The following is a 23696-nucleotide window of genomic DNA, read 5'->3' on the forward strand; positions in this document are numbered from 1 at the left end:
TCAGTCCGGCGCGAAGAAGCGGAAGCGGACCGTCGGGTCCGCGACCACGCGCGCCGACAGGGCGCGCTCCCAGGCCAGGTAGTCGGCCCAGGCCGGGTCGCGCCGCGGCCCGAACACGCGCATCACCGAGCCCCAGTCGTCGTCGAACGGGGTCAGCAGGCGCGCCGGATCGAGCGTGGTCGACAGCGGCCGCCCCGAGGCCTTCCAGGCCTGGGTGCCGCCCGCGAGCCAGCCGAAGCGCGCGCCGGCCCCGGGCCAGCGGCGTTGCGCATCGCGCGCCACGCGGCTCGCCGCGATGCCGTCGGGCGAAGTGAAGACCAGCGTGCGGCCCGGCACGATCCATGGAGAGAGCGGCGCCAGCGAGGCCGGCAGCAGGTAGAGCGCGCACTGCAGGTGGCCGCGCTCGTAGTCGAGGCTCGGACCGACGTCGACCACCGTGGCGCCTTCGAGCGCCTCGGCCTCGATGGCGGGCGGGGCATCGGCGATCGCGGTGGAAGGGGCCGGCGGCAGGCCCTGGGAGGGCAGCGGGCCGTCGAACACATGCACCTCGGCCTGGCCGAGCTGCGTGAGCCAGAAGCTCGTGATGGCGGCGCGCAGCCGGTGCGCCGGATCGTCGATGAGCACGATGCGCGCGCCGCGCGTGCCCACGAGGTTCTCGAAATGCATCAGCAGTTGGCCGCCCGGCACCTGCTGCACGGCCGTGCCCGCGAAGGCCGGGTCGGGCTGCGGGCGCACGTCGAACAGGTAGAGGCTGCGCCGCGGGTCGGCCTGCCAGCGCACGAGCTGCGCGGCATCGGCCAGCGGCAGGCGGTGGCGCGCGATCAGATTGTCAGCCAGTTCGCGCAGCCGCTCGGGCGACTCGGCCGGCAGCAGGTCGGCCGGCGCGGCGTTCTGCACCACGGGGCCGCCGTGCAGGCCCCAGTCCATCACGCCGTCCTCGACGAACACCGCGTCGCGCGCGCGGCCCAGCAGCCGCAGGGTGGTGGCGCCGACGATGCCGCGCGTGCGGCTGAAGCAGTTGATGGCCCAGAGATGGTCGGCAGCGGCGGGCGCATCGAAGCGCCGCAATGCGAGCTCGGTGCCGGGGTGATTGCGCGCGCCCGGCAGCGAGAGGAATTCGAATTCGGCGCGCGGCCGCGCATCGACCAGCGTGGTGGGCCGGCCGTCGCGCAGCCGCTCGCGCAGCGCCTCGACGCCGACCGAGGGCGTGCCGAAATGCAGCCGCGCGCGGTCGCCGAAGGCCTTGACCAGCGTGCCGTAGCCGTCGATGACGGGCAGCCCCTGCGCGGCCCAGGCCTCGATGCCGCCGGCCAGCAGGCGCACATCGGTGTAGCCCAGCCGTTCGAGCACGGCCGCGGCCTCGTGCGCGGGGCCACCGGGCGCGGCGCGGTCGTCGTAGAGCACGATCGCCGTGGAACGGCGCGGCACCAGCGTGACGACCTGCGGCTCGAGGCCGCTCAGCGGCGCATTGCGCGCGAGGTTCGGATGCCGCGCGACGTAGTGGCGGGTCTCGCGCACGTCGAGCAGCGCGAGCTCGGGGCCGTCGGCGGCCAGCAGCAGCGCATGCAGCGCCGCGGCGTCGAGGGTGGGGCGGTCGTGCGCGCTCATCGTCAGTTCGGCTGGATGCCGGCCTGCTTCACCACCGCGGTCCACTTGACGGTCTCGGCCTGGATGAAGCGCGCGAACTCCTCGGGCGAGCTGCCGACGGTGAAGGCGCCGATGTCGTCGTAGCGCTTGCGGAAGTCGGCCGACTGCACGATCTCGCGCAGCTCGCGCGAGAGGCGCTGCACCAGCGGCGCGGGCGTGCCGCTGCGCACCACCACGCCGTACCACGAGGTGACCTCGAAGTCGCCGAGGCCGGCCTCGGCGGCGGTGGGCACCTCGGGCAGCCAGGGCGCGCGGCTGCGGTAGGCCACGGCCAGCGGCTTGAGCGTGCCGGCCTTGACGAAGGGGATCGCGGTCACGACCTCGTTGAAGATGAACTGGGTCTGGCCCGCGAGCAGGTCGTTGAGGGCGGGCGCGCTGCCCTGGTAGGGGATGGGCGTGAAGTCGGCGCCGGTCCGGGACTTGAGCAGCTCGCCCGCGAGGTGCGAATAGGCACCCACGCTGATGCCGTAGTTGACCTTGCCGGGGTTCTTCTTCGAGTAGTCGATGAGCTCGCGCGGGCTGTCGACCGGCACCTTGGGATTGACCAGCAGCAGCTGCGGCGTCTGCACCAGCAGCGACACCGGCGTGAAGTCGCGCGCGAGGTCGTAGCTCAGCTGCCTGAACAGCGCGGGCTGCACCGTGAGGTTGGAGGCCGGCGCGAGCAGCAGCGTGTAGCCGTCGGCCGGCTGGCGCGCCACGTAGTCGAAGCCGATGTTGCCGGCCGCGCCGCTGCGGTTCTCGACCACCACGGGCTGTTTCAGGCGCTGCTGCAGCTGCTCGGCAACCTCGCGGCCGATCTTGTCGGCGATGCCGCCCGCGGGGTAGGGCACGACCACGCGAACCGTGCGCTGCGGATAGTCGTCGGGCGCGGCGGCCCGGGCCGGCAGCACGGTCGACAGGGCGAGCAGCAAGGCGGCGAGGCCGCGCGAGGGGAGGGTGTTCATGGGACGACGCAAAAAGCCAGCGAGCCTAGGTCGCGGGGGCGGCGGCGCGAACGAAGTTTCGCACCCTTGCTTATGCGGAATGGGCGCATGCGGCGCGGCCGATGCTTCCTAGCATCGCAGGCCGGACCGCCTCCTCATGAACACCGCCGCCCGCACCTCCACCCAGCCGCTGCAACCCACGCCCGCCGTTGCGGTGGCCCCCCTGCGGGGCCGCCGCCACTGGTGGTGGCACTACGAGGTGCCCACCCTGCTGCTCGCGGGCGCGCTCTACCTGGCCTGGGCCGCGCTGGTCTGGTGGCATGCGGCGCTGCCGGGCTGGGCGCTGTTCGTCGCGGGCGGCTACCTCGCGCAGCTGCACTTCTCGCTGCAGCACGAGAGCATCCACGCGATGCGCCAGTTGCCGCAGTGGCTGCGCTGGGCCGTGGTGTGGCCGCCGCTCAACCTGTGGCTGCCGTACCCGTTCTACAACCGCGGCCACAGCGCGCACCACGTCAACTTCCACCTCACGCATCCCGAGCGCGACACCGAGAGCGCCTACCACTCGGCACCGGCCTGGGCCGGCTACGGACGCTTCTGGCGCTGGATCTACCTGGCGAACCAGACGGTGGCCTTCCGCGTCGTGCTGGGGCCCTTCCTGCGGCTGTGGAAGCTGGTGCGCTTCGAGACCGGCCGGGTCGCGGCCGGCGACTTCTCGCGCTTGCCGACCTGGGGCTGGCATGCGCTGAGCGTGGCGCCGGTGCTGTACTTCGTGATCGGCGTGGCCGGCATGAGCCTGGGCGAGTACCTGCTGTGCTTCGTCTACCCGGGGATGATGCTGGGCTCGCTGCGCACCTTCACCGAGCACCGCTGGGCCGACACGCCGCACGAGCGCGTGGCGATCGTCGAATCGAACGCGGTGTTCGGCCTGCTCTACCTCTTCAACAACCTGCACCACGTGCACCACCGCGCGCCGACCATGCCCTGGTACGAGATCCCGGTGTACTTCCGGCGCCACCGCGCGGCGGTGCTGGCGGCCAACGGCCACTTCTACTACCGCGGCTATGGGCAGATCGTGCGGCAGCACCTGTTCCGGCCGGTGTTCGTGCCGGTGCATCCGGCCTGGTAGCGGGCCCTAGCCTGCGACGAAGCCCAGCACGCGCTCGATCACCTCGGCCTCCTTGAGGATGCGGCGGTGCCCCAGCCCCTGCGTGGCGACGAGCCGCGCGCCCGCGATCGCATCGCGGTAGGCCTCGCTGTCGGCGAAGCGGTTCACGCGGTCGTCGCGGTCGTGCACGATCAGGGTCGGCCGCGCGATGCGCGGGCCCACGGCGGGCGGCTCGAATTGCGGCATCAGGATGCCCTCGCGCGATTCGATGCGCCGCTGCATCGCGGCGCGCGTGCGCTCGCGCAGGCCGAACACGTGGGCGAAGTAGCGCGTGTATTCGCGCGGCGAGGCGGGCGGTGCCAGCAGCACCAGCCGGTCGGCCGGCAGTCCGCGCGCCGCCGCGTAGGCCAGCGCGTTGCCGCCCATCGAGTGCGCGATGGCCGCGCGCAGCCCATGGCCCTCGGCCGCGAGCCGCGCCGCGACGTACTCGAGCGCGCGCGCGAACTGCGGCAGGTTGCTGGCCCAGCCGGCGCTGCGACCGTGCGCCGGCAGCTCGAGCAGCACCGGCCGCAGGCCCGCCGCGGCGATGGCCTGGGCCAGCGGCAGCATCTGGCCCGCATGGCCGCCCCAGCCGTGCATCAGCAGCACCACGGGCGTCTCGTCGACGGCCGAGGCCTGCGAGGCGAGATGGTAGAGGCCGAGGCTGCCCTGCTCGAAGGCCCAGGTCTCGCGCCGCCACTCGGCGCCCGGCCCCTGGCCGCGGTAGAGCCACTTGGGCGGCAGCGGCGTGCGGAACACGCGGCTGGCCGCGCGCACGCCGAGCGCGGGCCAGAGGCGCTCGATGGCGCCGAGCGTCCAGCGCACGGCGCGCAGCCGGAGGCTGGCGCCGTAGTAGCCGGAACGCGCGGCGTGGGTGGAAGCCGAAGGCGTGGCGCTGCTCGTCATGCGCTGCGCTCCTTCAGTACCAGACCCAGTCCTGGTTGCTGCCGGGCAGCGCACGCAGGGCTTCGCGCAGGGTTTCGACGCCGAGGGCCAGCGCGTAGACGGCCAGGCAGAGGACGATGATCAGCATGGTGTTTCTCCTTTTTTATCGCACGACTGTGCGAAATATGAACGAGCAAAGACGAAGGGCATGCACCTGGGACCTGCCTCAGGCGCGGTAGTCGGAAAGGATGCGCCGCCAACTGCGCGCGGCATGCTCGCCGGCCAGCGGATCGCGCAGGAAGCGCGCGTCGTGCAGCAGGGTCATCACGAGGCCGTTGAGCTCGCTCACCAGCAGCGCGGCATCGGTGCCGGCCTTGAGCTCGCCGCTGTCCACCGCCTGCAGCACGGTGCGGCGCAAGGCGGCGCGCCAGCGCGTGATCTCGGCGAGCAGCAGCTCGCGCAGCTCGCCCTCGCGGTCGTCGTACTCGAAGGCACCGGCCATGTAGAGGCAGCCGGTCTGGCTCTCGACGTCGTGCGTGCGCGCGATCCAGCGCTCGACGATATCGGTCAGCCGTGCCAGGCCCTTGGGCTTCTGCATCGCGGGCACGAACACGTCGGCCAGGAAGCGGCGGCCGTACTCCTCGATGACGGCCTTCTGCAGCGCCTCGCGCGATCCCACGCGCGAGAACACGCCGCTCTTGGACAGGGCCAGCCGGCTCGCGATCGCCTGCAGCGTGATCGCCTCCAGGCCTTCGGCCAGCGCGAGATCCATCGCCGCGCCGACGATGGCGGCGCGGGTCAGTTCGCTCTTCTGGGTCTTGGCGTCCATGCGGCGCACTTTAGCACAGTCGTGCGAAATGACAATCCACGCGGGAACGGCCTTGTCGAAGGCTCCAAAGATGATTTGCTCATGTGAAACCAACAAACGCATCGTTCCCCGCATAAGCCGTTGTGCAGAGAATTCGCGGTCCGTCCCGCTCCGGGACATGACCCTTCCGCGCCAGATGAACTTCCAACAACTGCGCTCGGTACGCGAGGCCGTTCGTTGCGGCTTCAACCTGACCGAGGTCGCCCATACCCTCCACACCTCGCAGCCCGGCGTGAGCCGGCAGATCCGCGAACTCGAGGAGGAGCTCGGCATCGAGCTCTTCGTGCGGGCCGGCAAGCGGCTCACCGGCCTCACCGAGCCCGGCGGCCACGTGCTGCCGATCATCGAGCGCATGCTGCTCGAGAGCAGCAACCTGCGCCATGCCGGCCAGGAATTCGTCGCGCAGCAGAGCGGCCTGCTGTCGGTGACGGCCACGCACTCGCAGGCGCGCTATGCGATGCCGGTGGCGGTGCAGGAATTCCGCGCCCAGTTTCCCAACGTGAAGCTGCACCTGCACCAGGGCTCGCCCAAGCAGATCGCGCAGATGCTGATCGACGGCGAGGCCGACGTGGGCATCGCCACCGAGGCGCTGGGCGACTACCCGCAGCTGGTCGCGCTGCCCTGCTACCGCTGGACCCATTCGGTGATCGTGCCGCCGGGCCATCCGCTGCTCGACGCGCCGCTCACGCTCGACGCGCTCACGCGCTATCCGCTGATCACCTACGACACCGGCTTCACGGGCCGCTCGCGCATCGACGAGGCCTTCGCGCAGCGCGGCCTCACGCCCAACATCGTGCTGGCCGCGATGGATGCCGACGTGATCAAGACCTACGTGCAGCTGGGCATGGGCGTGGGCATCGTGGCCGGCGTGGCCTACGAGGCCGAGCGCGACACGCAGCTGCGCGCGATCGACGCGGGGCGCCACTTCGGCATCAACCTCACGAAGCTCGCGGTGCGGCGCGGCAACTACCTGCGCAAGTACGTCTACGCCTTCATCGAGTCCTTCGCGCCGACCCTCACGCGCGCTGTGGTGGAAAAGGCACTGACCGACGAAACCCGGGCTTCGCACTACGAAATCTGAAAAGCGTGGCCCGACAAGGGCTTGGCGCATGGACTTCGCACGGCGGATGCGAGGCTTTGGTCACGATGTCGACCAAAGCAGCAAGACTTCCGTACGAAAGCATGAAAAAGCTGCCAGTTGCTTCACACAAGGAGCGTACATTCGCATTCATCCCAGCTTTCCGGAACGGATCAGCAATGGCATCGATTTCGCAGCAGCAGAATTCCATGGCGAAAGCCAAGGCCCTCAGGGCCGCCGAAGCCAGCGAACAACGCGAACGCCTGCGACGCGCGCTGCCCGCCACGGTGGAACTGCTGCAGCAACGCCATGCCGACCGCATCGACGACAGCGACATCGACGCCTACGTGAACCTCAACTGGCTCGAATGGCACGGCGGCGGCCTGCGGCTCACGATCACGGGCCGCAACGTCTGCGCGCAGCTCGCGCCCACCGCGCTCGTCTGAAGCCCCTCAACGAAAAAAGCCGCCGCGGCCTGAGCCTGCGGCGGCTTTTGCGCGGGCTGCTCGCGCAACCCACTGGCAGTGGGCACTTATTGGCCAGCGATGATCTGCGCGATCACGCCCGTGGCGATCGCGGCCAGCACGAAGTCGCCGCCCACGCCCATCCACTGGTAGCCACGCGGCGGCGGCTGCAGGCGGTAGGCGCGGTAGTCGTTGACCACGTAGTTGCGCGTACGGTACTCGCTCGGCACGCGGCCACCGCGGCGCCATTCGGCGTGCGGCTGCGGGAAGCCGCGGCGATCGAACTGGCGTCCGTCGCGGAAGTCCTGGTTGCCCCAGTGGCCAGGCGGCGGGCCGCGATGGTCCATCCGATGGCCGGGGGGGCCGCCGCGATGATCGTCATGACCACGGCCCTGCGCGAAGGCGCTGCCTGCCGCCATGCACATCGCGAGCGCCGCGGCGGCCACGGCCATGCCCTTCGTCTTGTTGATGAACATCTGGAACTCCTTCGTTTGTTGTGATGACGAGTCCATTGTGTGCGGCCCGTGTGTCGGTCAGCCGGTGCTCAGGTAGGCGCGAAGTGAAACAAGGTAAGCGGTGGTATCCGCGTCTCCTGTGCTCCTACAGCCGCGCGGCGCCATGGTGCCGTTTCAGGGCAGGCCCGGCACGTAGCGGTTGACGACGATGCCGCATTCGTAGGCATCGGAGCGCAGCAGCGCGAGCCGGTGGCCCTTGCTGCGATCGTTGAACACCGAGAGCCCGCCGCCCACCGCGGCCGGATTGACGAAGAACTGGAACTCGTCGACCACGCCGGCTTCGACCAGCGCCGAGGCGAAGCCCACGCCGCCGATCGAGAGGATGTCGCCGCCCTCCTCGCGCTTGAGCGTCTCGACCGCCTCGGCGAGGTCGCCATGGACCACCGCCGTGCGCTCCCAGCGCGAAGCCTCGAGCTTGTTCGACAGCACCACCTTGTCGGCGTTGACGATCTTCTGCGCGAAGGCGTAGTGGCGGTCGGCGGGAAAGCGCATCGCGGCGCGGCCCCAGTGGTCGATATAGCCCTCCTCCGCGATCTTGCGGCTCAAGAGGATGGTGCCCACGCTGTCGAACACGGTGTTGAAGTCCTGCTTGAGCCGCTCGTCCCAGGGCCAGGGATCGCCCCAGCCCCAGAGCTGCCAGCGCAGGTCGGCGTGGGCCGCCGCCACGTAGCCGTCGACGGACATCTGCATCTGAAGGATCAGCTTTCTCATGCGCGTTCTCCGGGTGGGTCGTGAAGGAATCGAGGCGCCAGACTGCTTGTGAATCGCAATCGGTTTCGGCGCGCGGTTGCAGTGTCTTCCGACCGGTGCAAGAATGCAAGCGGTTTCGAAAGAGAAGCGTAGGAGAGCGCGCCATGGCATCCCAGGAAAAATCCCTCTGCCCGATCAACCTCGCGCTGGAAGTCTTCGGCGACCGCTGGAGCCTGCTGATCGTGCGGGACATGATGTTCGCGGGCAAGCGCCACTTCCGCGAGTTCCTGCAGTCCGACGAAGGCATCTCCACCAACATCCTCACCGAGCGGCTCGGCAAGCTCGTCGAGCAGGGCGTGCTGCGCAAGAGCGACGATCCCACGCACCGGCAGAAGGCGCTCTACAGCCTCACGCCCATGGGCATCGAGCTGCTGCCGGTGGTGGCGCAGATCGGCATCTGGGGCCGCAAACACACGCCGGTCACGAAGGACAGCGCGGCCGACGCCGCCGCGCTCGAGAAAGGCGGCCCCACGCTCTGGAAGAAGCTGCAGGCGGAACTGCGCCGCGCGCATGCCGAGGGCCGTGCGGCCTGAAGCACGGCCGTCACCTCCGGTCACCGGCGGTGCGCAGGGTCGCTGGCAGAATGCCGCCCCAACGCAGCAACCAGCACCGAGGGGATCCGGATGAGCGAACACACCGTCGCGGCAGCCGTCGTCTACGCCAAGGACGTGACACGGCTGAGCAGCTTCTACACCCATGTCGCGGGGCTCTCGCTCGCCCACGCCGAAGGCGGCTTCCACACGCTCGAGTCGCCCGCGCTGCAGCTGTTCGTGGTCGCGATGCATGGCGACATCGCGGCCCGGGTCCATGTGACGCAGCCGCCGGCACGGCGCGAGAACACGGCGCTGAAGTTCGTCTTTCCGGTCCCGAGCCTGCACGATGCGCGGCGCGCGGCGGCCGAGCGCGGCGGGGCCTTGAAGCCGGCCGAGGCCGAATGGGCCTTCGGCGGCCATCGCTATTGCGACGGGCACGACACCGAGGGCAATGTGTTCCAGCTGCGCGAGCGCACGGTGGCCACGGGCGGCGAGGCGAACGATTGAACGGGCGCGGCAAGCGCCGCATGCCGCGGGCGCAAGCCCTGTACGGTCTTTCGCCCATCGATGGAAACGGCCGCTAAGCTGGCGCCCGCCTCAACGCGCCCTCCTCCTGCCTTCATCCACGCACCCATGAACCGACGCCACCTGCTGCAGCTCCTCGCCGGCGGCATCGCCGCCTCCACGCTCGCGGCCTGCGGCCGGCGCAGGGCCTCGGAGCCGGCGCTCAAGGCCGATGCCAGGCTGCTCGCGCTGGGCGACAGCCTGACCTTCGGGTACGGTGCACCGCCCGGCGAGGATTGGCCCGCGAGGCTCGCGGCGCTCACGGGCTGGCAGGTGGTCAACGAGGGCGTCAACGGCGACACCTCGGCCGGGGCCCTGAAGCGGCTCGATGCGCTGCTCGCGGCCGACAGCTACGACGCGGTGCTGGTGGGCATCGGCGGCAATGACATGCTGCGCGGCGTGCCGCTGCAGACCACGCGCGACAACATCGCGGCGATCGTGCGGCAGGCGCGCACGCACACGCCGCGCGTGGCGCTGATCGCCACGCCCGCGCCCGAACTGCTGCGCGCGACCATCGGCGCGCTCGGCGACGCGCCGCTCTACGAAGAAGTCGCGACCGCCGAGCAGGCGCTGCTGATTCCGGCGGTGTATGCGGGCGTGCTGTCCGATCCGGCGCTGCGCTCCGACCGCATCCATGCGAATGCGCAGGGCTACGAGAAGATCGCGCAGCAGATCGCCGAACAGTTGCAGAAAGCCGGCTGGCGCTGAGCGCCGCGGCCGATCAGGGTGCGTTGCCCTGCGGGCCGACCGGCGGCGGCGCGGCGCGGCCGCTGGAGCCCGGCGCGAGCTTGCGGCCGAAGGCCTCGCCCACGTTGCGCACCGGGCGGCTCGCGCGTGCCGACACCTTGTCGACACCGCGCCGCGTGGCATCGTCGGCGCGATCGATGCCACGGCCCGCGGCGTTGGTGCCGCGCTGCACGCCGCCGATCACCTTGCTGTCGCGCGGCGGCGGCTTGAGCGTGTGGGCGCGCTGCGCGCGCGGCGGGTTGTCGGCGCTCTGCGCCTGCACCGAAGCGGCCGGCAGCAGCATCAGCGCGGCCAACGACGCGGCGGCCGCGAGACGGAGTCGGGGACGAAGGGTCATCGGAGATCTCCTCGAAGCATCGGGTTCGTCATCAAGCGGGCTCGTCGCCCGCGGCCGCGGCGCGCGCCATGCGCTCGCTCTTCCAGTAGACGTCGTCGCCGCCATCGACACGGTTGAGCACGCGCGCGAGCACGAACAGCAGGTCGCTCAGGCGGTTGAGGTACTGGCGCAGCGTGTCGTTGAGCGTGGCCGTGGCGCCGAGCGCGACCACGGCCCGTTCCGCGCGGCGCGCGATGGTGCGGCACACATGGGCCTGCGAAGCGCCGCGGGTGCCGGCCGGCAGGATGAATTCGGCCAGCCGCGGCAGCGTGGCGTTGTGGTCGGCCAGCGCGTTGTCGAGCTGCAGCAGGGCTTCGGGCTTGAGCAGCGCATAGCCGGGCATCGAGAGCTCGCCGCCGAGGTTGAACAGCTGGTGCTGCACGTCGACCAGCAGCTCGCGCACCGCCTCGGGCAGCGGCTCGCACAGCAGCAGGCCGATGTGCGAGTTGAGCTCGTCGACGTCGCCCATGGCGTGCACGCGCAGGTGGTCCTTGGGCACGCGCGTGTTGTCGCCGAGGCCGGTGGTGCCGTCGTCGCCGGTGCGCGTGGCGATCTGCGAGAGTCGGTTGCCCATGGTGTGTTCGTTCCTATGCCGAGGGGGTGGAGGCGGCCTGCGCCTCGATCTTGCCGCGCAGCCATTGCAGGCCCGCGAGGTGCTGCTGGTCGTGGCTGCACAGATAGTGCACCAGGCTGCGCAGCGTGAGCGGACCATAGCCTTCGAACACCGCGGTGCGCGCGAGCTGCGCGGCATCGAGCGTGCCCAGCAGCGCCAGCGTGTGGGCGCGCGCGGCGCGGAACTCGGCCAGCGCGCGCTCGGCATCGGCCGCGCCGTAGGGGCGCTGCGCATTCACGGCCTCGCTGTCGATCGAGGCCAGCAGCGGTTGCTCCTCGTCGAGCGTGCGGCGAAATCGCAGGTGGTAGCCCTCGACCTCGATGTCGCGCACATGGCAGACCTGCTGCAGCGGCGTGAAGGGCTCGCTCGGCACGCCCTCCCACGAGGCCGGCGCGAAGTCGCGCGCGGCGGCGGGAATCGCGGCGTAGTGGGCTTCGAGCTGGGCCGGAAAGGCGGCCAGTGCCTGCAGGGTCGTGGGATCGATGGTCATCGCGGCACGCGGCCCGTGCATCGCGGGCCGCGGAGAAAGGCGGGAGCAGGATTTTGCGGCATCGGCATCCAGGTCAGGGCCGCTTAACCCCCTCGCCCGACTGCCGTACGGGGATCGGCCCGATGCCGGTTCGCGCCCCGCTTCGTAGAATGGTCCGTTCGCCCCCGCCCCTCTTTTCCCCTCTTCCATAGCCAGGAGACCTCCGATGAACGCCCCGACCTCGACCTCGCATCTGCTGCCGGAGCTTCATCTGCGCGAGGTGCCGGCAGTGCTGATCGATGCGCTCAAGGCCCGCTTCGGCGAACGGTGTTCCACGGCGCTCGCGGTGCGCACGCAGCACGGTCGCGACGAATCCTCGTTCGATGCGCCGCCGCCCTCGGCCGTGGTGTTCGCCGAGAGCACGCAGGACGTGGCCGATGCCGTGAAGCTCGCGAGCGAGCACAGCGTGCCCGTCATCCCCTTCGGCGTGGGCTCCTCGCTCGAAGGCCACCTGCTCGCGGTGCAGGGCGGCATCAGCATCGACGTGTCGCGCATGAACCGGGTGCTGTCGGTCAATGCCGACGACCTCACGGTCACGGTGCAGCCGGGCGTCACGCGCAAGCAGCTCAACGAGGAGATCAAGAGCACCGGCCTGTTCTTCCCGATCGACCCGGGCGCCGACGCCTCCATCGGCGGCATGACGGCCACGCGCGCCAGCGGCACGAACGCGGTGCGCTACGGCACGATGCGCGAGAACGTGCTGGCGCTCGAAGTGGTGACGGCCGCCGGCGACACGATCCGCACCGGCACGCGCGCGAAGAAGTCCTCGGCCGGCTACGACCTCACGCGCCTGATGGTGGGCAGCGAAGGCACGCTGGGCGTGGTCACCGAGATCACGCTGCGCATCTATCCGCTGCCCGAGGCGGTGTCGGCCGCGATCTGCTCGTTCCCGAGCATCGAGGCCGCGGTGCGCACCACCATCGAGACCATCCAGCTCGGCGTGCCGATCGCCCGCGTGGAGCTGATCGACGTGAACACGGTGCGCATGGTGAATGCCTACGCCAAGCTGAACCTGCGCGAGGAACCGATGCTGCTGATGGAGTTCCACGGCTCCCCCGCGGGCGTGAAGGAACAGGCCGAGACGGTGCAGGAGATCGCGAGCGGCCACGGCGGCAATGCCTTCGAATGGGCCAGCACGCCGGAAGAACGCACGCGCCTGTGGACCGCGCGGCACAACAGCTACTTCGCCGCGGTGCAGTCGCGCCCGGGCTGCCGCGTGATCTCGACCGACACCTGCGTGCCGATCTCGCGCCTGGCCGACTGCCTGCTCGACTCGGTGGCCGAGGCCGATGCCAGCGGCATCCCCTACTTCCTCGTCGGCCACGTGGGCGACGGCAACTTCCACTTCGGCTACCTGCTCGATCCCAACGTGCCCGAGGAGCGCGTGAAGGCCGAGGCGCTCAACCACGCGCTGGTAAGCCGCGCGCTCGCGCTCGAGGGCACCTGCACCGGCGAGCACGGCGTGGGCCTGCACAAGATGGACTTCCTGGTGACCGAGGCCGGTGCCGGCGCGATCGACATGATGCGCACGATCAAGCGCGCGCTCGATCCGAAGAACATCATGAACCCGGGCAAGATCTTCCAGCTCTGAGCGCACGCCGCGCATCCGGCAAAAAGCCCGGCGGCTTCGAAGGAAGCCCCGGGCTTTTTTGCTGGGCGGGCCCCGAAGGCCCTGCGTCCGATTACTTGCGGCGGCGCGCCGGCTGCTGCGGCTGCTCGGCCGGCACGTAGGTCTGCGACGGCGCCGCGCCGCCATCCACGCCGAGCCGGCCACCGCCGCCCAGGCCCTGGCCGCGCACGGTCTGGGCCTTGTAGTTGCGCAGCGAACGGACCATCTGGTTGAAGGCGTCCATGAAGGCCGCCGCGATCACCTTGCCCTGCGCGGTGTTGGTGTAGCCGCCGAGGCCGCCGCCGGCGCTGCGGCCGACGATGGAGCCGAAGGCGCCGAAGTCGGTCTTGGAGGCGCTGCCTTCGGAGGCCGCGACCTGCACGCCCGAACGGTTGTCGATCAGCGTCAGCAGCGCCGAGGCTTCCTTGGTCTGCATGCTGCCGCCGATCGCGGCCAGCGCGCGGCCGCGGTTGCCGCCCACCAGGCCGCCGAGCGAACCGCCGAGGCCGCCCGCGTCGCTGTTGCTGAACACGATCTCGGGCGACAGGCCGTAGTCCGACGCGACCATCTGGCCACGGCCGAAGTTGCTGCCGCCGCGCATCTCGCCCGACTGCTGCAGCGCGCGCTCGCGCGTCATCGCGTTCATGCCGGCCGCGCCGCGCTCGACCACCACGAAGCAGTTCGACTGTTGCACCAGCAAACGCAACAGGTTTGCAGTAGGCGGCAGGCGGTATTCGCCCGTGAGGATGGTGTACCAGCCCGCGTTGACGTTCTCGATCAGCGAGACGGTGCCCAGCGGCGATTCGCAGCGCTCGAGCTGGCTGCTCTCGCCCGAGGTGGCACCGCCGGCGGCGCTGCCGGTGGCCATGGTCTTGGCCGACTGGCTGCCCATCTGCATGTCGGTGGTGGCGCAGCCCGTGAGCAGCAGCGCGCCCACGGCCACGGCCGCGAGCGGGAAACGGGTGGTGAAGAACTTCATGGCGGGCTCCCTCTCTCGAGATCGTCGGGTGGAAAAAAGCTGCGGCGAGGATACGCGCAATGGATGACCGGAACAATCAAGCGGACGTCGGAGGACGCCGCGACACGGCTTAGGCCGTTCGGCGGATGCGCTCGATGAGGCCGTTGAGCGCGTCGATCGAGCCGAAATGGATCGCGAGCTCGCCGCTCTCCTCGATCTTGCCGCCGCGCTTGCTGCGCTTCTTGATCCGCACCTCGACCTCGGCGGTCAGCAGGTCGGCCAGTTCCTCCTCGACCCGCTCGAGGTCGCGCGATTTCTCGCCGTTCTGGCCGCTGCGCCGCGGCGCGGCCGTGAGGCTGAATTCGGCCGCGAGCTTCTTCACCAGCGCCTCGGCCTCGCGCACCGACATCTTCTTGGCGGCGATCTGGTTGGCCGCCGTGATCTGGGTGCCACGGTCGAGCGCCAGCAGCGCGCGCGCATGGCCCATGTCGATGTCGCCGGCCATCAGCATGGCCTGCGCGGGCTCGGCCAGGTTGAGCAGGCGCAGCAGGTTGCTGGCGGCGCTGCGCGAGCGGCCCACGGCCTGGGCGGCGGCCTCGTGCGTGAGGCCGAACTCGCTGACCAGGCGCTGCAGGCCCTGGGCCTCTTCGAGCGGGTTCAGGTCCTCGCGCTGGATGTTCTCGATCAGCGACATCGCCGCGGCGGCCTCGTTGGGCACGTCGCGCACCAGCACCGGCACGCTCTCGAGACCGGCCAGCCTGGCGGCACGGAAGCGGCGTTCGCCCGCGATGATCTCGAACTCGGCGTTCTTGGCGGCGGCGGACTCCTCGTCGAGCCGGCGCACCAGGATCGGCTGCATGATCCCCTGCGCCTTGATGCTCTCGGCCAGCTCGTAGAGCGCGCCCTCGTCCATGCGGGTGCGCGGCTGGTAGACGCCGGCCACCATCTGGTCGAGCCGCAGGCTGCTCGGGTTCTGCGGCGCTCCGTTCTCGCCGGAGCCGCCGTCGCCGGCGTTGTCGCTGGAAGGGGCGGCCGTGGGGCCGAGCAGCGCTTCGAGGCCGCGGCCCAGGCCCTTGGGTTTCTTGGTCGCCATCAGTTCTTTTCTTTCGACACGTCGTTCAGGAGTTGCCGGCCCTCGGGCCAATCGCCCAGGCCGGATTCGGCATTCAGGTGGCCACGCGCGCCCGCGTCGACGAAGCGCGCCCCCCAGTCGCTCGCCATCTGGCGCGAGCGGGCGGCCTCGCAGTACGGGTCGTCGTTGGCGGCGATCAGCACGGCGGGAAAAGGCAGCGGCTGGCGCACGATCGGCGCCCACCCCGGGATCATCTGGCGCACGTCCTCGCGCTCGAGGTCGCCGGGCGCGACCAGCAGCGCGCCGCGTACCCGCGCGGTGTTGCGCGAATGGGCGGCCCAGGCGGCCACCAGGATGCAGCCCAGGCTATGGGCGGCGAAGACCACGTCGCCGGGCGAAGCCAGCACTTCCTCCTCCAGCCGCGCCGACCAGTCGCCGCGCAGAGGCCGCATCCATTCATGCTGTTCCACGCGGTGGTCGTGGTGCTTTTCTTCCCAGAGGGTCTGCCAGTGGCCGGGGCCGCTGTTCTGCCAGCCTGGCAGCAAAAGGACACGAGGTTCAGCGCTCATTTGCTATTGTTTTTATAGCTAACTATATAAGCTGTATCAGGGTCAGGCGTTGTTTTCGCTGCTGGACTTGGGCTCGCCCACCGGTGCCAGCACGTCCTCGGGAATCGGCAGGTCGGGCGAAGTGCGGCCCGGTGCCGGCGGCGTGCTGGGCGCCACCGCGCCCGAGGCGAAAGCGCTCGCCGGGGGCACCTTCGCGATCAGCTCCTCGGCGAAGGCGATGAAGGCCTGGCTGCCGCGCGCCGCCGGATCGAAGACCACGCCCGGCAGTCCGTAGCTCGGCGCCTCGGCCAGGCGCACATTGCGCGGGATCACGGTGTCGAACACCTTGTCGCCGAAGTGCGCCTTGAGCTGCTCGCTGACTTGCTGCTGCAGCGTGATGCGCGGATCGAACATCACGCGCAGCAGGCCGATGATCTGCAGGTTCTTGTTGAGATTGGCGTGCACCTGCTTGATGGTGTTGACCAGGTCGGTCAGGCCCTCGAGCGCGAAGTACTCGCACTGCATCGGCACGATCACGCCATGCGCCGCGCACAGGCCGTTGAGCGTCAGCAGGCTCAGGCTCGGCGGGCAGTCGATCAGCACGAAGTCGTACTCGGCACCGACCGCGGCCAGCGCGGTGCGCAGGCGTTTCTCGCGGCGGTCGAGCGCAACCATCTCGACTTCGGCACCGGCCAGCTCGCGGTTGGCGCCCAGCACGTCGTAGGCGTAGCCGCCCTCCGCCAGCTTGTCGGCCCTGACCCGCGCCTCGGCCACCGAAGCCGATTCGAGCAGCACGTCGTACACCGTGGTTTCGAGCTGGCGCTTGTCGATGCCCGAACCCATGGTGGCATTGCCCTGCGGGTCGAGGTCGATCATCAGCACCCGCTGGCCCACCTTGGCCAGGCCGGCGGCGAGGTTGACGGTGGTGGTGGTCTTGCCGACGCCGCCCTTCTGGTTGGCGATGCAGAAAATCTTGGCCATGGAGGAGGATCAGTTCGAGGCGGCGAGCTTGACGCCGAAGGCGATCAGGAAGACACCGGCCAGCTTCTCGAGCACGGCCGAGATCCGCGGATTGGCGCGGATGCGCTCGGCCAGGAAGTGGGTCAGCAAGGTGGAGGTCAGGCCGTAGAGGAAGGTCAGCGCCGCGATCGTGACCGCCATCGCGCCGAAGGTGACCAGGCCCTGGTGGCGGGCCGGATCGACGAACAGCGGGAAGAAAGCCATGTAGAACACGATCGCCTTGGGGTTCAGCAAGGTGATCATCAGCGCCTGCCGCATGAAGTGGCTCGGGCGGATGTTGAGGATAGGCGCCGAGCCGGGCTTGGCGCGCAGCATCTTGAAGCCCAGCCAGGCCAGGTAGCCGGCGCCGAGCCACTGCACCGCCTTGAAGGCGGCCGGATAAGCGGCCAGCACGGCCGACACGCCGGCCACTGCGGCCCACATCAGCACCTGGTCGCCGGCAATCACGCCGAGGGTCGCCGCCAGGCCGCCGCGAATTCCGCCTTTGCTGGTCGACGTGATCAGTGCCAGGTTGCCCGGGCCGGGAATCAGGAGGAACAGGATGATGGCGGCGACGAACGCGCCGTAGTCAGCGATGCCGAACATGGGAATTGCCTCGTGGAAAGAGGGAAAGGGGAGCCGTCGAGTCTAAGCGAGGCAGGTGGCGCGGCGATTGGCCGAACGGCCGGTTTTGCGCGGCCCGCGCGTTTCTTTTGGCAAGACGGCGGGCGCGGCCGTCTTGCCGGGCACGGATCAGGCCTGTTTTCGTGCCCAGACGATGCAACGCTCGGCGTCGAGGCCGGGCACCGTCAGTTGTTCCACGTGAAACACCGCGACTTCGGCCGGCAGTCCGGCGAGCTCATCGGCCGGATTCTTGCCCTTCATCGCGAGCCATTTGCCGCCGTCGGCCAGCAAGTGCGAGGAGCCCGAGAAGAAATCGGGCAGCGACGCGAAGGCGCGCGAGCTGATCAGGTCGAAACGGCCTTCGAGCTTTTCGACCCGGGCGTGAAGCCCGCGCAGGTTGGGCAGCACCAGTTCGCCGGCCACCTGCTGCACGAAAGCCATCTTCTTCGCGACCGCATCGAGACAGGTGACGTCGAGATCGGGCCGCAGGATCGCAATGACCACCCCCGGCAATCCGGCCCCCGATCCCACGTCGAGCAGCTTGCCCTGCCCTGCCCACTCGCGCTGCAGCGGCGGAATCACGGCGAGGCTGTCGAGCAGGTGGTGGGTCAGCACGCTGTCGGGGTCGCGCAGCGCCGTGAGGTTGTAGACCTTGTTCCACTTGAGCATCAGCGCGCCATAGGCCGTGAGCTGCTCGGCCTGGCGTTCGGACAAAGCCACGCCCAGCGTCTCTGCGCCCGCGCGCAGCCGTTCGATCGTCGCCGTCATTCGGCCGACTGCGGCTCGGTGGCTGCTTCCTTGGTCGCGGAAAAGGCCTTGTGGCCGCCCTTACGCAGGTGGATCAACAGCAGCGAGATGGCCGCCGGCGTCACGCCCGAGATGCGCGAGGCCAGGCCCAAGGTCTCGGGCTTGTGCTTCGCGAGCTTCTGCCGCACCTCGAAACTCAGGGCCTTGACCTGGCCATAGTCGAAATCGGCCGGCATCTTGAGGCTCTCGAAGTGGGCGGCGCGCTCCACCTCGTCGTTCTGGCGCTCGATGTAGCCCGAATACTTGGCCGAGATTTCGATCTGCTCGATCTCGGTCTCGCTGAGCGGGGCTTCGGCGCCGTACTTCCCGCCGTCCAGCGACATCAGGGTCTGGTAGTTCACGTCGGGCCGGCGCAGCAGGTCGGCCAGGTTGTACTCGTGTTCGATCGCCTTGCCGAGCACCCGCACCGACTCGGTCGCCGGCAGGTTGCGCGGGTTCACCCAGATCGACTTGAGCCGCTCTGTTTCACGTGAAACAGCGTCGCGCTTGCGGCTGAAAGCATCCCAGCGCACGTCGTCGACCAGGCCCAGCTTGCGCCCTGCTTCGGTCAAGCGCATGTCGGCGTTGTCCTCGCGCAGCTGCAGCCGAAACTCGGCACGGCTCGTGAACATGCGGTAGGGCTCGGTCACGCCCTTGGTGATCAGGTCGTCGACCAGCACGCCGAGGTAGGCCTCGTCGCGGCGCGGCAGCCAGGCGTCTTCGCCCCGGCATTGCAGCGCGGCATTGATACCGGCGAACAGGCCCTGGGCCGCCGCCTCTTCGTAGCCCGTGGTGCCGTTGATCTGCCCGGCGAAGAACAGGCCCTGGATCGCGCGGGATTCGAAGCTGCTCTTGAGTTCGCGCGGATCGAAGTAGTCGTACTCGATCGCGTAGCCGGGACGCAGGATGTGGGCGTTCTCCAGCCCGGGCATCGAGCGCACCAGCTGGTACTGGATGTCGAAAGGCAGGCTGGTCGAGATGCCGTTCGGGTAGTACTCGTTGGTGGTCAGGCCCTCGGGCTCGAGGAAGATCTGGTGGCTGTCCTTGTCGGCGAAGCGGTTGATCTTGTCCTCGACGCTCGGGCAGTAGCGCGGACCGACGCCGTCGATCTTGCCGGTGAACATCGGGCTGCGGTCGAAGCCCGAGCGGATGATCTCGTGCGTGCGCGCGTTGGTATGCGTGATCCAGCAGGGCATCTGTTGCGGATGCATCTCGACCTTGCCGAGGAAGCTGAACACCGGCATCGGCCCTGCCCCGCCGGGCATGCCGTCGCCGGGCTGCTCGGTGCACTTCGAGAAGTCGATGCTGCGGCCGTCGAGCCGCGGCGGCGTGCCGGTCTTGAGCCGGCCCTGCGGCAGCTTGAGTTCCTTGAGGCGCGCCGACAGGCTCACGGCCGGCGGATCGCCCGCGCGGCCGGCCTGGTAGTTGTCGAGGCCGACATGGATGCGGCCGTCGAGGAAGGTGCCCGCGGTCAGCACCACGGTGCGCGCGCGGAAGGCGATGCCGACCTGCGTGGCCGCGCCCACCACGCGGTCGCCCTCGACCATCAGGTCGTCGACCGCCTGCTGGAACAGGCTCAGGTTCGGCTGGTTCTCGAGGCGGCGGCGGATCGCCGCCTTGTAGAGCACGCGGTCGGCCTGGGCACGCGTGGCGCGCACGGCCGGGCCCTTGCTCGAGTTGAGGATGCGGAACTGGATGCCGGCCTCGTCGGTGGCGATCGCCATCGCGCCACCGAGCGCGTCGACCTCTTTCACCAGGTGGCCCTTGCCGATGCCGCCGATCGAGGGGTTGCAGCTCATCTGGCCCAGCGTCTCGATGTTGTGGGACAGCAGCAGCGTCTTCGCGCCCATGCGGGCGGCAGCGAGCGCGGCTTCGGTGCCGGCATGGCCGCCACCGACGACGATCACGTCGAATTCTTCGGGATAAAGCATGAGAGGGGGCGCACTGACGCGTGCGCGGCGCAAAGGAGGGCCATGATTTTAATCGGCCCTCCCTGCTCGCGCCCACTGTGGGGACAAGCTGGTCGTGCAACTCTAAAAGTCCGCCAAGCCTCTATGGGACTCGATAGTTTGCTATGTTTTTAATAGCAAACCATCCACGGAATCAAGCGGAGGTGGCGAGCTCCACCACCGGCACCGGCTTCTCGATGCCCACGAGCGCCCCGCTGGCTGGCGGTTCCACGGGCGGTGCCACGCTCTGGTCCTGCAGCTCGGTCACCACGATCTGCTTGTCGCGCATGCTCACGCTGCCGAAGATGGTGCAGAAAGCCACGTCCTTCGCGTCGCGCCCCGTGCCCACGCGCACGAGGCGGTCGACCGGCGCCATGCGCGTGGCGTCGAACAGCACCCAGCGCCCGCCGAGCCAGGCCTCGAATACGGCATGGAAATCCTGCGGCGGTTCCTCGAAGGCCACGTAGCCCACCACCAGCCGCGCCGGGATGTTGAGCGCGCGGCAGAAGGTGATGCCCAGGTGCGCGAAGTCGCGGCACACGCCGGCGCGCTGCACGAAGACCTCGCGCGCCGTGGTGGTCGAGTCGGTGCTGCCCGACTCGTAGGTGATGCTGTCGTGGATCCAGTCCACGATCGCCTGCACGCGGCCGATGCCCGGCGGCAGGTCGCCGAAGAGCTGGAAGGCGCAGCGCGCCATCAGGTCCGACTCGCAGTAGCGCGTCGGCATCATGTAGTGCAGCACCTCGTCGGGCACTTCGTTGACCGGCACTTCGGGCAGGTCGTGCGGCACGTCGACCTGGGTGCGCTGCACGGTCGCGGTGTAGGCGATCTTCAGCGGCCCCGGCGCCGCGTCGAAGCGCAGGAAGCGGTTGCCGCTGGCCTCGTCGCAGAACACCTGCACCTCGGCCGCCGGCTCGATCGTGAGGGTCTCGCGGATCACCGCCTGCGCGCCCGCGCGCGCCGCCTCGATGTTCAGCAGCAGATGGGCCGGCGCGCCGACTTCGTAGTCCAGCTGCGCCTCGATGTGCGAGATGTGCATGTGGCTCCCCTTCCCTTCTTCGCCTGGCTCAGGCGCGCCTTCGGCGCGAACGGTGCTCGGGCAGCTGCCAGTGCGCCTGCGTCACCAGCAGCACCCGCAGCACGCAATGCGCGGGGCTCTGCAGCAACTGGCCCAGCGAGCGGGTGCGCGGCCAGCGCACCGACCGGTGCCGGTGCATCAGTCGAGCGCCTTCTTCACCGCGCCCACGCCCAGTGCGGCGAGCACGATGAAGATCACGGCCAGGATCAGGAACAGGCCGAACAGCACCTTGGCAATGCCCGCGGCACCGGCCGCGACGCCGCCGAAACCCAGCAGGCCGGCCACCAGGGAGATGACCGCGAAAATGATGGCGTACTTCAACATCGAGTGACTCCTTTGCCGCGGGTCGCAGCCCTCGGTGCCCGAAGAATAGAAAGCGGTACTCGACGCCCCGATAGTCAGCGAGCCCAAGCACCCGTAGGACAAACCCGCGCAGCCCAAACCCGCTAGCATCCGGTGCGTTCCAAAGAACCATTTCAACGATCGATTGGAGTTTTTCGCATGAAGCTGTACTACTCGCCGGGCGCCTGCTCGCTCTCGCCGCACATCGCGATGCACGAAGCCGGCCTCGCCTTCGAACCGGTGCTCGCCAGCACCAAGAGCCACAAGCTGCAGGACGGCACCGACTACTACGGCATCAACCCGCTGGGTTACGTGCCGATGCTCGAGCTCGACGACGGCACGCGCCTGCGCGAAGGCCCCGCGATCCTGCAGTACATCGCCGACCTCGTGCCGACCAAGAACCTCGCGCCCGCCGCCGGCACCATGCAGCGCTACCGCCTGCAGGAGTGGTTGACCTTCATCGGCACCGAGATCCACAAGGGCTTCAGCCCGCTGTTCAACCCGGCCATGCCCGAGGAAGCCAAGACCATCGCGCGCGACAAGCTCACTTCGCGCTTCACCTGGCTCGACGGCGAACTCGCGAACAAGCAGTACCTGATGGGCGACCAGTTCAGCGTGGCCGACGGCTACCTGTTCACCGTGACCAACTGGGCCAAGCCCACCGGCGTGGACCTCGCGGGCTTCGCGAACCTCCAGGCCTGGCGCGCGCGCGTGAGCGAGCGTCCCGCCGTGCAGGAAGCGATGAAGGCAGAGGGTCTGCTGAAGTAACTCCGCACCGCCGGAGCGCAACACCGCGCTTCGCTCTTCAACGGCCGGCAACTCGCCGGCCGTTCGCTTTCTGGCGGGCCGCCCGTGCAATGCCACCCGATTGCATTTGCAGCGCCGCAACGCCTAGCACCAAGACTACAACCCCGTGGCAGCAGGGTTGAGGCCCCGCCCCTACCCTTGCGCTTCCTTCCGCTGTTCACACCTTCCTTCTCCCACCATGTCCACCCTTTTCGACCCCGTCCAAGCCGGCGACCTGAAGCTCGCCAACCGCATCGTGATGGCGCCGCTCACGCGCAACCGCTCGCCCAATGCCATCCCGACCGCGCTCGCGCCCACCTACTACGCGCAGCGCGCGAGCGCCGGCCTGCTGATCACCGAGGCCACCGCCATCAGCCAGCAGGGCCAGGGCTACGCCGACGTGCCCGGCCTCTACGGCACCGAGCAGCTCGACGGCTGGAAGAAGGTGACCGACGCCGTGCACGCCCAGGGCGGCAAGATCGTGGTGCAGCTGTGGCACGTGGGCCGCGTCTCGCACACCAGCCTGCAGCCCGGCAACGGCCAGCCGGTGGCGCCCTCGGCCATCACCGCCAAGACCAAGACCGTGCTGATCCATGACGGCGTGCCCACCTTCACCGAAACCTCCGAGCCGCGCGCGCTCGATGCCGGCGAGATCCCCGGCATCGTCCACGGCTTCGCCACCGCCGCACGCAATGCAGTCGAGACCGCGGGCTTCGACGGCGTCGAGATCCATGGCGCCAACGGCTACCTGCTCGACCAGTTCCTCAAGGACGGCAGCAACCAGCGCAGCGACGACTACGGCGGCAGCATCGAGAACCGCGCGCGCTTCCTGCTCGAGATCACGCGCGCCGTGGCCGACGCCGTCGGCGCGCGCCGCACCGGCATCCGCCTGTCGCCGGTCACGCCCGCCAACGACGTGCACGACAGCAACCCGCAGCCGCTGTTCACCTACGTGGTGAAGGAACTGGCGAAGCTCGACCTGGCCTACATCCACATCATCGAAGGCGCTACCGGCGGCCCGCGCGAGATCGCCGACCGGCCCTTCGACTACGAGGCGCTCAAGGCCGCCTACCGCGAGGCCGGTGGCAAGGCCGCCTGGATGGTCAACAACGGCTACGACCGCCCGCTCGCGGAAGAAGCCGTGAAGGAAGGCGACGACCTCGTGGCCTTCGGCAAGCCCTTCATCTCCAACCCCGACCTGGTGCGCCGCCTGCGCGAGCACGCGCCGCTCAACGAGCTCGACAAGGCCACCCTGTACGGCGGCGGCGCCAAGGGCTACACCGACTACCCCGCGCTGGCCTGAGGCCGC

At 69.5% G+C, this 23696-nt stretch carries 28 protein-coding genes; 9 read left to right on the forward strand and 19 right to left on the reverse strand.

Annotated elements, in window-relative coordinates:
* Complete coding sequence (locus ACEN9J_RS20480; RefSeq protein ID WP_413761917.1) at positions 1-1608, reverse strand: rhodanese-like domain-containing protein; 1608 nt, start codon at positions 1606-1608, stop codon at positions 1-3.
* A gap of 2 nt (positions 1609-1610) precedes the next feature.
* Positions 1611-2591 (reverse strand): Bug family tripartite tricarboxylate transporter substrate binding protein, encoded by a 981-nt coding sequence (locus tag ACEN9J_RS20485; protein WP_261212163.1) that lies wholly within the window; start codon positions 2589-2591, stop codon positions 1611-1613.
* A 136-nt stretch (positions 2592-2727) separates the two neighbouring features.
* On the opposite strand from ACEN9J_RS20485, the gene ACEN9J_RS20490 reads away from it, so the two are divergent.
* Positions 2728-3696 (forward strand): fatty acid desaturase, encoded by a 969-nt coding sequence (locus tag ACEN9J_RS20490; protein ID WP_413761918.1) that lies wholly within the window; start codon positions 2728-2730, stop codon positions 3694-3696.
* Positions 3697-3702: 6 nt separating this feature from the next.
* Here the strand turns inward: ACEN9J_RS20490 and ACEN9J_RS20495 are convergent, their stop codons facing one another.
* Both ACEN9J_RS20495 and ACEN9J_RS20500 read right to left on the reverse strand, forming a co-directional pair.
* Positions 3703-4620 (reverse strand): alpha/beta hydrolase, encoded by a 918-nt coding sequence (locus ACEN9J_RS20495; protein WP_413761919.1) that lies wholly within the window; start codon positions 4618-4620, stop codon positions 3703-3705.
* Between the two features lie 205 nt (positions 4621-4825).
* Positions 4826-5428: a TetR/AcrR family transcriptional regulator gene (locus ACEN9J_RS20500; RefSeq protein ID WP_413761920.1), complete on the reverse strand. Its 603-nt coding sequence runs from the start codon at positions 5426-5428 to the stop codon at positions 4826-4828.
* 175 nt (positions 5429-5603) lie between these two features.
* On the opposite strand from ACEN9J_RS20500, the gene ACEN9J_RS20505 reads away from it, so the two are divergent.
* On the forward strand, positions 5604-6548 hold the full coding sequence (locus ACEN9J_RS20505; protein WP_057591795.1) for a CysB family HTH-type transcriptional regulator: 945 nt from the start codon (positions 5604-5606) through the stop codon (positions 6546-6548).
* Between the two features lie 206 nt (positions 6549-6754).
* On the forward strand, positions 6755-6991 hold the full coding sequence (locus ACEN9J_RS20510; RefSeq protein WP_261212161.1) for a hypothetical protein: 237 nt from the start codon (positions 6755-6757) through the stop codon (positions 6989-6991).
* 86 nt (positions 6992-7077) lie between these two features.
* Here the strand turns inward: ACEN9J_RS20510 and ACEN9J_RS20515 are convergent, their stop codons facing one another.
* Positions 7078-7485 carry an RcnB family protein gene (locus ACEN9J_RS20515; RefSeq protein WP_057591797.1) on the reverse strand — a complete coding sequence of 136 codons (408 nt, stop codon included), beginning with the start codon at positions 7483-7485 and terminating at the stop codon, positions 7078-7080.
* Positions 7486-7638: 153 nt separating this feature from the next.
* Positions 7639-8235: a dihydrofolate reductase family protein gene (locus tag ACEN9J_RS20520; protein ID WP_057591798.1), complete on the reverse strand. Its 597-nt coding sequence runs from the start codon at positions 8233-8235 to the stop codon at positions 7639-7641.
* Positions 8236-8378: 143 nt separating this feature from the next.
* Here ACEN9J_RS20520 and ACEN9J_RS20525 point away from each other — a divergent pair, with 143 nt between their 5' ends.
* The 3 genes from ACEN9J_RS20525 (at position 8379) to ACEN9J_RS20535 (ending at position 10079) form a co-directional block, all read left to right on the forward strand.
* Positions 8379-8807 (forward strand): winged helix-turn-helix transcriptional regulator, encoded by a 429-nt coding sequence (locus ACEN9J_RS20525; protein ID WP_413761921.1) that lies wholly within the window; start codon positions 8379-8381, stop codon positions 8805-8807.
* 90 nt (positions 8808-8897) lie between these two features.
* A complete protein-coding gene (locus ACEN9J_RS20530) occupies positions 8898-9314 on the forward strand; it encodes a glyoxalase/bleomycin resistance/dioxygenase family protein (RefSeq protein WP_057591800.1) in 417 nt (138 codons plus the stop codon).
* A gap of 126 nt (positions 9315-9440) precedes the next feature.
* Positions 9441-10079 carry a GDSL-type esterase/lipase family protein gene (locus ACEN9J_RS20535; protein WP_413761922.1) on the forward strand — a complete coding sequence of 213 codons (639 nt, stop codon included), beginning with the start codon at positions 9441-9443 and terminating at the stop codon, positions 10077-10079.
* Between the two features lie 13 nt (positions 10080-10092).
* Here ACEN9J_RS20535 and ACEN9J_RS20540 read toward each other — a convergent pair whose 3' ends face one another.
* The 3 genes from ACEN9J_RS20540 to ACEN9J_RS20550 are packed head-to-tail and all read right to left on the reverse strand — an operon-like array spanning position 10093 to position 11591.
* Positions 10093-10455: a hypothetical protein gene (locus ACEN9J_RS20540; RefSeq protein ID WP_057591802.1), complete on the reverse strand. Its 363-nt coding sequence runs from the start codon at positions 10453-10455 to the stop codon at positions 10093-10095.
* A gap of 31 nt (positions 10456-10486) precedes the next feature.
* A complete protein-coding gene (locus ACEN9J_RS20545; RefSeq protein WP_057591803.1) occupies positions 10487-11068 on the reverse strand; it encodes a cob(I)yrinic acid a,c-diamide adenosyltransferase in 582 nt (193 codons plus the stop codon).
* Between the two features lie 13 nt (positions 11069-11081).
* Positions 11082-11591, reverse strand: a complete 510-nt coding sequence (locus ACEN9J_RS20550) for a DinB family protein (RefSeq protein WP_057591863.1) — start codon at positions 11589-11591, stop codon at positions 11082-11084.
* 211 nt (positions 11592-11802) lie between these two features.
* Here ACEN9J_RS20550 and ACEN9J_RS20555 point away from each other — a divergent pair, with 211 nt between their 5' ends.
* Entirely contained in the window at positions 11803-13227 is a 1425-nt protein-coding gene (locus tag ACEN9J_RS20555) for an FAD-binding oxidoreductase (RefSeq protein WP_057591804.1), read from the forward strand.
* A gap of 91 nt (positions 13228-13318) precedes the next feature.
* On the opposite strand, the gene ACEN9J_RS20560 is transcribed toward ACEN9J_RS20555, so the two are convergent.
* The 10 genes from ACEN9J_RS20560 to ACEN9J_RS20605 form a co-directional block, all read right to left on the reverse strand.
* A complete protein-coding gene (locus ACEN9J_RS20560) occupies positions 13319-14224 on the reverse strand; it encodes a CsgG/HfaB family protein (protein WP_057591805.1) in 906 nt (301 codons plus the stop codon).
* A gap of 109 nt (positions 14225-14333) precedes the next feature.
* Complete coding sequence (locus tag ACEN9J_RS20565; protein ID WP_057591806.1) at positions 14334-15296, reverse strand: ParB/RepB/Spo0J family partition protein; 963 nt, start codon at positions 15294-15296, stop codon at positions 14334-14336.
* The gene (locus ACEN9J_RS20570; RefSeq protein ID WP_057591807.1) at positions 15296-15844 is read right to left on the reverse strand and encodes an RBBP9/YdeN family alpha/beta hydrolase; all 549 of its coding nucleotides are present in this window, start codon (positions 15842-15844) and stop codon (positions 15296-15298) included. The genes ACEN9J_RS20565 and ACEN9J_RS20570 overlap by 1 nt, the downstream gene beginning before the upstream one ends.
* 42 nt (positions 15845-15886) lie before the next feature.
* Positions 15887-16804 carry a ParA family protein gene (locus tag ACEN9J_RS20575; RefSeq protein WP_413761923.1) on the reverse strand — a complete coding sequence of 306 codons (918 nt, stop codon included), beginning with the start codon at positions 16802-16804 and terminating at the stop codon, positions 15887-15889.
* A 9-nt stretch (positions 16805-16813) separates the two neighbouring features.
* The gene (locus ACEN9J_RS20580) at positions 16814-17428 is read right to left on the reverse strand and encodes a LysE family transporter (RefSeq protein ID WP_057591809.1); all 615 of its coding nucleotides are present in this window, start codon (positions 17426-17428) and stop codon (positions 16814-16816) included.
* Positions 17429-17575: 147 nt separating this feature from the next.
* On the reverse strand, positions 17576-18214 hold the full coding sequence (gene rsmG / locus ACEN9J_RS20585) for a 16S rRNA (guanine(527)-N(7))-methyltransferase RsmG (protein WP_261212151.1): 639 nt from the start codon (positions 18212-18214) through the stop codon (positions 17576-17578).
* Positions 18211-20163 carry a tRNA uridine-5-carboxymethylaminomethyl(34) synthesis enzyme MnmG gene (gene mnmG, locus ACEN9J_RS20590; protein WP_413761924.1) on the reverse strand — a complete coding sequence of 651 codons (1953 nt, stop codon included), beginning with the start codon at positions 20161-20163 and terminating at the stop codon, positions 18211-18213. Before mnmG ends, rsmG begins: the two co-directional genes overlap by 4 nt.
* A 172-nt stretch (positions 20164-20335) precedes the next feature.
* The gene (locus tag ACEN9J_RS20595; protein ID WP_261212150.1) at positions 20336-21220 is read right to left on the reverse strand and encodes a transglutaminase-like domain-containing protein; all 885 of its coding nucleotides are present in this window, start codon (positions 21218-21220) and stop codon (positions 20336-20338) included.
* A 28-nt stretch (positions 21221-21248) separates the two neighbouring features.
* Complete coding sequence (locus tag ACEN9J_RS20600) at positions 21249-21398, reverse strand: hypothetical protein (protein WP_172705369.1); 150 nt, start codon at positions 21396-21398, stop codon at positions 21249-21251.
* Entirely contained in the window at positions 21398-21583 is a 186-nt protein-coding gene (locus ACEN9J_RS20605; protein ID WP_203203520.1) for a DUF1328 domain-containing protein, read from the reverse strand. The genes ACEN9J_RS20600 and ACEN9J_RS20605 overlap by 1 nt, the downstream gene beginning before the upstream one ends.
* A 177-nt stretch (positions 21584-21760) precedes the next feature.
* Here ACEN9J_RS20605 and gstA point away from each other — a divergent pair, with 177 nt between their 5' ends.
* Positions 21761-22369: a glutathione transferase GstA gene (gene gstA / locus ACEN9J_RS20610; protein WP_057591814.1), complete on the forward strand. Its 609-nt coding sequence runs from the start codon at positions 21761-21763 to the stop codon at positions 22367-22369.
* A gap of 217 nt (positions 22370-22586) precedes the next feature.
* Positions 22587-23690, forward strand: a complete 1104-nt coding sequence (locus ACEN9J_RS20615) for an alkene reductase (RefSeq protein WP_413761925.1) — start codon at positions 22587-22589, stop codon at positions 23688-23690.
* The last annotated feature ends 6 nt before the right edge of the window (positions 23691-23696 follow it).

Origin of the sequence: Variovorax sp. Varisp41 (assembly GCF_047325085.1) — a bacterium.
Lineage (GTDB): Bacteria > Pseudomonadota > Gammaproteobacteria > Burkholderiales > Burkholderiaceae_C > Variovorax.

What these genes read in the sequence shown, in the direction of transcription:
- ACEN9J_RS20480 (WP_413761917.1), bottom strand. Translation starts at nt 1,608, where the DNA reads ATGAGCGCGCACGACCGCCCCACCCTCGACGCCGCGGCGCTGCATGCG.
- ACEN9J_RS20485 (WP_261212163.1), bottom strand. Translation starts at nt 2,591, where the DNA reads ATGAACACCCTCCCCTCGCGCGGCCTCGCCGCCTTGCTGCTCGCCCTG.
- ACEN9J_RS20490 (WP_413761918.1), top strand. Translation starts at nt 2,728, where the DNA reads ATGAACACCGCCGCCCGCACCTCCACCCAGCCGCTGCAACCCACGCCC.
- ACEN9J_RS20495 (WP_413761919.1), bottom strand. Translation starts at nt 4,620, where the DNA reads ATGACGAGCAGCGCCACGCCTTCGGCTTCCACCCACGCCGCGCGTTCC.
- ACEN9J_RS20500 (WP_413761920.1), bottom strand. Translation starts at nt 5,428, where the DNA reads ATGGACGCCAAGACCCAGAAGAGCGAACTGACCCGCGCCGCCATCGTC.
- ACEN9J_RS20505 (WP_057591795.1), top strand. Translation starts at nt 5,604, where the DNA reads ATGAACTTCCAACAACTGCGCTCGGTACGCGAGGCCGTTCGTTGCGGC.
- ACEN9J_RS20510 (WP_261212161.1), top strand. Translation starts at nt 6,755, where the DNA reads ATGGCGAAAGCCAAGGCCCTCAGGGCCGCCGAAGCCAGCGAACAACGC.
- ACEN9J_RS20515 (WP_057591797.1), bottom strand. Translation starts at nt 7,485, where the DNA reads ATGTTCATCAACAAGACGAAGGGCATGGCCGTGGCCGCCGCGGCGCTC.
- ACEN9J_RS20520 (WP_057591798.1), bottom strand. Translation starts at nt 8,235, where the DNA reads ATGAGAAAGCTGATCCTTCAGATGCAGATGTCCGTCGACGGCTACGTG.
- ACEN9J_RS20525 (WP_413761921.1), top strand. Translation starts at nt 8,379, where the DNA reads ATGGCATCCCAGGAAAAATCCCTCTGCCCGATCAACCTCGCGCTGGAA.
- ACEN9J_RS20530 (WP_057591800.1), top strand. Translation starts at nt 8,898, where the DNA reads ATGAGCGAACACACCGTCGCGGCAGCCGTCGTCTACGCCAAGGACGTG.
- ACEN9J_RS20535 (WP_413761922.1), top strand. Translation starts at nt 9,441, where the DNA reads ATGAACCGACGCCACCTGCTGCAGCTCCTCGCCGGCGGCATCGCCGCC.
- ACEN9J_RS20540 (WP_057591802.1), bottom strand. Translation starts at nt 10,455, where the DNA reads ATGACCCTTCGTCCCCGACTCCGTCTCGCGGCCGCCGCGTCGTTGGCC.
- ACEN9J_RS20545 (WP_057591803.1), bottom strand. Translation starts at nt 11,068, where the DNA reads ATGGGCAACCGACTCTCGCAGATCGCCACGCGCACCGGCGACGACGGC.
- ACEN9J_RS20555 (WP_057591804.1), top strand. Translation starts at nt 11,803, where the DNA reads ATGAACGCCCCGACCTCGACCTCGCATCTGCTGCCGGAGCTTCATCTG.
- ACEN9J_RS20560 (WP_057591805.1), bottom strand. Translation starts at nt 14,224, where the DNA reads ATGAAGTTCTTCACCACCCGTTTCCCGCTCGCGGCCGTGGCCGTGGGC.
- ACEN9J_RS20565 (WP_057591806.1), bottom strand. Translation starts at nt 15,296, where the DNA reads ATGGCGACCAAGAAACCCAAGGGCCTGGGCCGCGGCCTCGAAGCGCTG.
- ACEN9J_RS20570 (WP_057591807.1), bottom strand. Translation starts at nt 15,844, where the DNA reads ATGAGCGCTGAACCTCGTGTCCTTTTGCTGCCAGGCTGGCAGAACAGC.
- ACEN9J_RS20575 (WP_413761923.1), bottom strand. Translation starts at nt 16,804, where the DNA reads ATGGCCAAGATTTTCTGCATCGCCAACCAGAAGGGCGGCGTCGGCAAG.
- ACEN9J_RS20580 (WP_057591809.1), bottom strand. Translation starts at nt 17,428, where the DNA reads ATGTTCGGCATCGCTGACTACGGCGCGTTCGTCGCCGCCATCATCCTG.
- rsmG (WP_261212151.1), bottom strand. Translation starts at nt 18,214, where the DNA reads ATGACGGCGACGATCGAACGGCTGCGCGCGGGCGCAGAGACGCTGGGC.
- mnmG (WP_413761924.1), bottom strand. Translation starts at nt 20,163, where the DNA reads ATGCTTTATCCCGAAGAATTCGACGTGATCGTCGTCGGTGGCGGCCAT.
- ACEN9J_RS20595 (WP_261212150.1), bottom strand. Translation starts at nt 21,220, where the DNA reads ATGCACATCTCGCACATCGAGGCGCAGCTGGACTACGAAGTCGGCGCG.
- ACEN9J_RS20600 (WP_172705369.1), bottom strand. Translation starts at nt 21,398, where the DNA reads ATGCACCGGCACCGGTCGGTGCGCTGGCCGCGCACCCGCTCGCTGGGC.
- ACEN9J_RS20605 (WP_203203520.1), bottom strand. Translation starts at nt 21,583, where the DNA reads ATGTTGAAGTACGCCATCATTTTCGCGGTCATCTCCCTGGTGGCCGGC.
- gstA (WP_057591814.1), top strand. Translation starts at nt 21,761, where the DNA reads ATGAAGCTGTACTACTCGCCGGGCGCCTGCTCGCTCTCGCCGCACATC.
- ACEN9J_RS20615 (WP_413761925.1), top strand. Translation starts at nt 22,587, where the DNA reads ATGTCCACCCTTTTCGACCCCGTCCAAGCCGGCGACCTGAAGCTCGCC.